At 39.2% G+C, this 5,779-nt stretch carries 6 protein-coding genes; all 6 read left to right on the top strand.

Features of this window, described 5'->3' with window-relative positions; all coding sequences use genetic code 11:
• Positions 1-854 precede the first annotated feature (854 nt).
• Positions 855-1,625, top strand: coding sequence for a DUF3450 domain-containing protein (locus H5072_RS10310; RefSeq protein WP_024590812.1), 771 nt, complete (start codon positions 855-857; stop codon positions 1,623-1,625).
• A 6-nt stretch (positions 1,626-1,631) separates the two neighbouring features.
• Positions 1,632-2,996 carry a MotA/TolQ/ExbB proton channel family protein gene (locus tag H5072_RS10305; protein ID WP_182693479.1) on the top strand — a complete coding sequence of 455 codons (1,365 nt, stop codon included), beginning with the start codon at positions 1,632-1,634 and terminating at the stop codon, positions 2,994-2,996.
• On the top strand, positions 2,996-3,520 hold the full coding sequence (locus H5072_RS10300; RefSeq protein WP_002961709.1) for a MotA/TolQ/ExbB proton channel family protein: 525 nt from the start codon (positions 2,996-2,998) through the stop codon (positions 3,518-3,520). Before H5072_RS10305 ends, H5072_RS10300 begins: the two co-directional genes overlap by 1 nt.
• A 14-nt stretch (positions 3,521-3,534) precedes the next feature.
• On the top strand, positions 3,535-3,939 hold the full coding sequence (locus H5072_RS10295) for a biopolymer transporter ExbD (protein WP_002961710.1): 405 nt from the start codon (positions 3,535-3,537) through the stop codon (positions 3,937-3,939).
• Complete coding sequence (locus H5072_RS10290; RefSeq protein ID WP_024603667.1) at positions 3,939-4,556, top strand: energy transducer TonB; 618 nt, start codon at positions 3,939-3,941, stop codon at positions 4,554-4,556. Before H5072_RS10295 ends, H5072_RS10290 begins: the two co-directional genes overlap by 1 nt.
• Positions 4,557-4,567: 11 nt before the next feature.
• The coding region (locus H5072_RS10285) for a tetratricopeptide repeat protein (RefSeq protein WP_182693478.1) at positions 4,568-5,779 on the top strand (1,212 nt) is incomplete at its 3' end.

The raw sequence follows: 5,779 nt of genomic DNA, 5'->3' as shown, positions 1-5,779 counted from the left end.
CAATGGGCCTGATACCAGCTTAAATAAAATCGATGCTCAATATCAATCCATGCAAATTCTGTTTCAAGCTTACTCTGTGTGACGAAGGCTACTCAGTGATAAGGGCTTCTAGGTGCTTCTATTACTTTATTATGTGAACGTAAAGCTTCATTTATAGTGTATTACTAATAAAGTAGGGTAACTCTTCATGATTAACTTAATTACTGAATTAACCTTAACGTTAAAATAGTATTAAAGAATACTTTAAAGCGGTAAATACAACCTGTTTAATTATCAAAAGCTTTTATGCTGCTAAAAGAAATGCATTGTTGAGTTTATTATTACTATTTATGGAAAAACACGTTTTAAAATAGTTTTAAAAGTAACGTATATAAAGCGTGAGTATCCGATATTAAATATTATCCAGTGTTGTTTTTTTGTGCGACAAATGGTTTGTTTTTTCAGATGAAGTGTAACTGAGGCGATAAAACACGATAAAATCGTGTAAAAAATAACTTTTGTTATATCAATTTATATTTTTTTTAGTTTTTTTTCAGTGCGAATTCAGCTTTAGCTAAATGTTGCAATAATGTTGTTTTATGTCAGTGCAATGCGAATAAATACACCCCTTAAAAGGCTTTAATAGAAATATTAAGAAAAAGCTTCGTTGCAATAATGTTAACTGTTGTGGGCTGGTACTTTCGTTTAAGCATTAACTTAGCTATTTATTTACTGAGATTAGTAAACATCAAGTTGACAGCGCTAATTGCATTTAGCATTATTGGAAGGTTGATATCTATTAAAAGATATCAGGGTTGTTCTCCTCGGAGGATAATTAAATTATAAAAGTAACATTACTTAATTGGTTGGGAACTATGTCTGTTAAAATCAGAAAGAGTCTTGTAGCAACTGCGTTGGTTGGCGCATTTGCATTTGCAAGCAGCAATGTGATTGCAGATCCTTTGAATGACGTGCAAAAAGCAGGTCAACAAATTCAAAAGGCTGCGGTTAAGTCTCAAACTAAAATTGACAATGTATATGGTCAAACTCAGGAGCTAATCGCTGAGTACCGTAGCGTTGTTGATGAGACTGAACTTATGAAAGTGTATAACGATCACGTGTCGCGCTTGGTTGATAGCCAAAACGCTTCAATTGAATCGTTTGATCGTCAAATCGCGACTATTGATAACACTAAACAAAACGTTGTGCCTTTGATGTATCGCATGATCGATACGCTTGAGCAATTCATCAAAGCGGACGTTCCATTTAATCTTGAAACGCGTTTAGGACGTGTTGAAAGACTACGTGAGATCATGGTTTCTGCGTCTGTAACGACGTCTGAAAAATTCCGTCAAGTACTTGAAGCTTACACTATTGAAACAGCATACAGCTCTCTTGTATCTGCTTCACAAGGTACTCTAGAAGTTGATGGTAAAAGCATTAACGTTGATATCGGTCAGTTAGGTCGTATCACTTACGTTGCTCAGTCTTTTGACTTGAAACATGCTTGGGTGTGGGATAACAACACTAAACAGTGGAAAGAATTAGGCGAAGAATACCTAAAACCTGTTAAAGAAGTTATTCGTATGGCGCGTAAGCAAGCGACATTAGAACTTGTTAAACTACCTATCTTTGGCGCGGAGTAATCAATAATGAAGAAACTATTTAAAGGTTTTGCTGTTGCAGCAGTACTAACTGTTTCTGCAGGTACCGCGCTTAATGCACATGCAAATACTGGAGCTCTAGATAAAATTCTTGAGCAAGTAAAGCAAGAGCGTATCTCTGAAGGTAAAATCAATAAGCAACGTGAGCAAGAGTTCTTATCAGAACGTGCTGACAAGCAAGCATTACTTAACAAAGCTAAACGCCAACTTGCTTCTGAGAAGTCTCGTGGTGAAAGCTTAGCTAAGCAATATGCACAAAACGAAAATACGCTAGCTGAAAAAGAAGCAGCTCTTCAAAGTGCCCAAGGTACTTTAGGTGAGATGTTTGGTGTTGTACGTCGTGCAGCTCAAGATGCTATCGGTTCTATCGAAGCGTCACTAGTTAGTGCTGAAAAACCAGGTCGTGCTGAAATCTTACGTTCGTTAGCAGCTGCTAAAGAACTTCCTACAGTTCGCGAACTTGAAGAACTTTGGATTTCACTTCAAACTGAAATGACAGAATCAGCTAAAGTTTCAACTTTTGAAACTGAAGTTGCTGGTCTTGACGGTAACCCGTCAATGAAAAAAGTAACACGTATCGGTAACTTTAACTTAGTTACAGACGATGGTTACTTAATTTATTCACCAGAGACTAAGTCTATCCAGCCTCTAGGTAAGCAACCAGACGGTTATATCTTAGACGGTATCACGGCTCTAGAAAATACATCACCAGATAACTACGCTGGTGTTTACATAGATCCGACTCGTGGTGCTATCTTACGTATCAACACTCAAAAAGCGACCCTTATGGAATACTTCCATCAAGGTGGCGTAGTTGGTTATATCATCACGGCTTTACTTGGCCTAGGTATGCTAATTACTCTAATCCGCTTTGTTGACCTTACACTTACTACTAGTAAGATTAAGAGCCAGCTTAAAAATGTTGCTACACCGAATACAAATAACCCACTGGGTCGTATTCTTAAAGTGTACCATGACAACAAGAACCAAGATGTTGAAAACCTTGAGCTTAAACTTGATGAAGCGATTCTACGTGAAACGCCACGCATTGAAGCTGGTATCAATATAATTAAGATTCTTGCTGCAATCGCACCGTTACTAGGTCTACTAGGTACAGTAATCGGTATGATCTTAACGTTCCAAACAATCACATTGTTCGGTACGGGTGATCCGAAGATCATGGCAGGTAACATCTCTCTAGCACTTGTAACTACAGCGCTAGGTCTAATTGCTGCATTACCACTAATTCTACTTCATGCTCTTGTAGCTGGTCGTAGTAAGTCGGTATTACACATCCTTGATGAGCAAAGCGCGGGTATCGTTGCTACTCACGCGGAGAAGGAGAAAGCCTAATGCTAGTCCTGATGGAGATATGGGAATCTATCAGGGATTTTGTTGGCACAGGCGGCCAGGTTTTATACGTGGTCGCGATAGCACTCTTTCTTATGTGGGTTTTAATGATTGAGCGCTATTGGTTCCTACTTGCAGAATTTCCTCGCACAGCGAAAGAAATTGTAGCAAAGTGGGATGCCCGCCAAGACACTACGTCTTGGTACGCACACAGAATCCGTGAAGCATGGATTTCTGAAGCGTCTGAAAAATTAGATCAGCGTATGTTGTTGATTAAGACATTAGTAGCTGTTTGTCCTTTAATAGGCTTACTTGGTACTGTTACTGGTATGATCTCGGTTTTTGAAACCATGGCCAACCAGGGTACGGGTAACGCACGTTTAATGGCATCAGGTATTTCAATGGCAACAATCCCAACAATGGCTGGAATGGTTGCGGCACTATCTGGAGTATTTTTTAGCTCACGTCTTGAGACAAAAGCTAAAATGGTGAAAGCCAAACTTATTGATAGTATGCCTCATCACTAGAGAGAGAATTAAATATGGCACGTAAACAACGTTTTCGTGAAGAAGAAGAAGCAGCGGTTGATATGACGCCAATGCTTGACATCGTATTTATCATGCTTATTTTCTTTATCGTAACTACATCGTTCGTTAAAGAGGCTGGTATCGAGGTCAATAAACCTAAAGCGGCTCAAGCTACTAAGCAAAAAAATGCTAACATTTTTATTGCTATTCGTAGTAACGGCGAGATCTGGATTGATAAACAGCAGGTTGATGTTGAACGTATTTCAGCAAAAATCGAAAGTTTATTAGCAGAACAACCTACTGAAGTTGTAATTTTGCAAGCTGATAAAGAAGCAAAACACGGCGTAGTGGTTAAAGTTATGGACCAGATTAAAGCGACGGGTGATAACCTGAGAATTTCAATAGCTGGAGATCAGTAATGATTCGTTTTCTGTTTTCACTGATTGCAGGTGGGGCAGTTACTTTCGGCTTGTTCTACTTCATGGCATTCCTCATCTCTGGTGGGGCTGACCGTAATACGGAACAAAAAGAGCAGATCATAGTCGAAATAATGACGAATCCGCCTGAATCTAAGGTGCAGGAGAGGAAGCGTGTACCGCCTCCTCCTCCGCCACCGCCAAAGCAGCCGCCTAAACCGCAGCCGCCACAGCCGGAAAATAATAATCCAAATCCTGGTGCTATGTCATTTAATATGGGAAGCATTGATGTTGGTAGTTCGGCAGGTGGACTAAGTGGTCCTGGTGCATTTGGACGAGATGGTGATGCGACACCTATCGTTCGTATAGAACCAAAATATCCAACGCAAGCAGCACGTGATGGTAAAGAAGGTTGGGTTCAACTTTCATTCACAATTGATGAGTTAGGTGGAGTAACTGACGTTGAAGTAATTGACGCAGAACCGAAACGTATCTTTGACCGTGAAGCTAAACGTGCACTGCGTAAGTGGAAGTACCGTCCTAAGATCATTGACGGAAAACCACAGAAACAACCAGGTTTACAAGTTCAATTAGACTTTAAACTTAACCAAGGCAACTAAGGAGGCGAGTAATGAGAAATTTTTCTAAAGTAACTGCTCTTGCAATTCTTATGTCTGTGTCGGGTGCTACTTTAAGTGCATCTGTTTTAGCAGCGCCGGATTACGCAAAGATTGAAGAGCGTAAAAAAGCAAAAACTAAAATCATGGGCGAGCGTACTGGTAAAAAAGTAATTAAAGCATTTGATTTGTACAACGAAGAAAAAGTTGATGAAGCAATTGTTTTGCTTAGAGAAATCGAGCCTTCGAATGACTTTGATAAAGCGACCGTAAATCGTTACTTAGGTAGCATGTACGCTCAAAAAGAAAAGTATGACGAAGCGATCAAGTACTCTAAGCAAGCCGTTGCACCTGATGTTTTAAACTTTGCTGATCAAGAACAAACTCTTAAGTTGTTAGGTGACTTATACGCTGGTACAGAAAAGTTCCAAGAAGCTAAAAAAGCATATGTAGCTTGGATGGACTTTACCGGTGAAGAGGACCCTACGGTTTATACACGTATTGCTCAAGCTAACTATCAGTTAGAGCAATACCGTGATGTTTTTGAACCAGCAGATAAGGCAATAAAACTTCAAAAAGAGCCTAACAAAGGCCCTTACCAATTAAAACTTGGCGCATACTTTGAGCTTAAAGATTATGCAAACATGGTTAAAATTGGCGAAGAAATTGTTCGTGTATGGCCTGATGATAAAAAAGCTTGGGTTAGCTTAGGTAAGTATTACCTACAAACTGAAGATTATTCTAAAGGTTTAGCAACTATGGAAGTTGCATACAAGAATGGTTACTTTGAAAATGAAGTTGAGTATAAAGTCTTATCTAACTTTTACTCTCTAAATGAGATCCCTTATAAAGCAGCTGTAACGCTAGAAAAGGCCATTAAGAGTGAAAAAGTAGAACGTACAAAGCAGAATGTTAGCGCGATTGCGAGTAATTACCATCGTTCTAAAGATTTAGAAAAAGCTGCTAAGTACTACGAAGATGCTGCTAAATTTGATGACGACGCTGAGCTTTACCGCAAAGCAGGTTCATTACTTTTACAATCTGAAAAATTCAGTGCTGCTATTGTTCGCTTGAACAAAGCATTAGAGCTTGGCTCTGACAAAAAAGGCACAATTTATTCAGATTTAGCTGAAGCGTATTACTACCAAGGTAAGTATAAGCAAGCATATGCTGCAATTACTAAAGCTATGGATGACCCTCGCACACGTAAGTTTGCAAAAGGTTGG

The organism is Pseudoalteromonas sp. SR45-5 (genome assembly GCF_014163565.1).
GTDB lineage: Bacteria > Pseudomonadota > Gammaproteobacteria > Enterobacterales > Alteromonadaceae > Pseudoalteromonas > Pseudoalteromonas distincta.
The sequence above is the reverse complement of the archived record's forward strand: the minus strand, read 5'-3'. Positions and strand labels throughout refer to the sequence as shown.

Coding starts and splice junctions, on each gene's coding strand:
- H5072_RS10310 (WP_024590812.1), top strand. CDS start 855: ATGTCTGTTAAAATCAGAAAGAGTCTTGTAGCAACTGCGTTGGTTGGC.
- H5072_RS10305 (WP_182693479.1), top strand. CDS start 1,632: ATGAAGAAACTATTTAAAGGTTTTGCTGTTGCAGCAGTACTAACTGTT.
- H5072_RS10300 (WP_002961709.1), top strand. CDS start 2,996: ATGCTAGTCCTGATGGAGATATGGGAATCTATCAGGGATTTTGTTGGC.
- H5072_RS10295 (WP_002961710.1), top strand. CDS start 3,535: ATGGCACGTAAACAACGTTTTCGTGAAGAAGAAGAAGCAGCGGTTGAT.
- H5072_RS10290 (WP_024603667.1), top strand. CDS start 3,939: ATGATTCGTTTTCTGTTTTCACTGATTGCAGGTGGGGCAGTTACTTTC.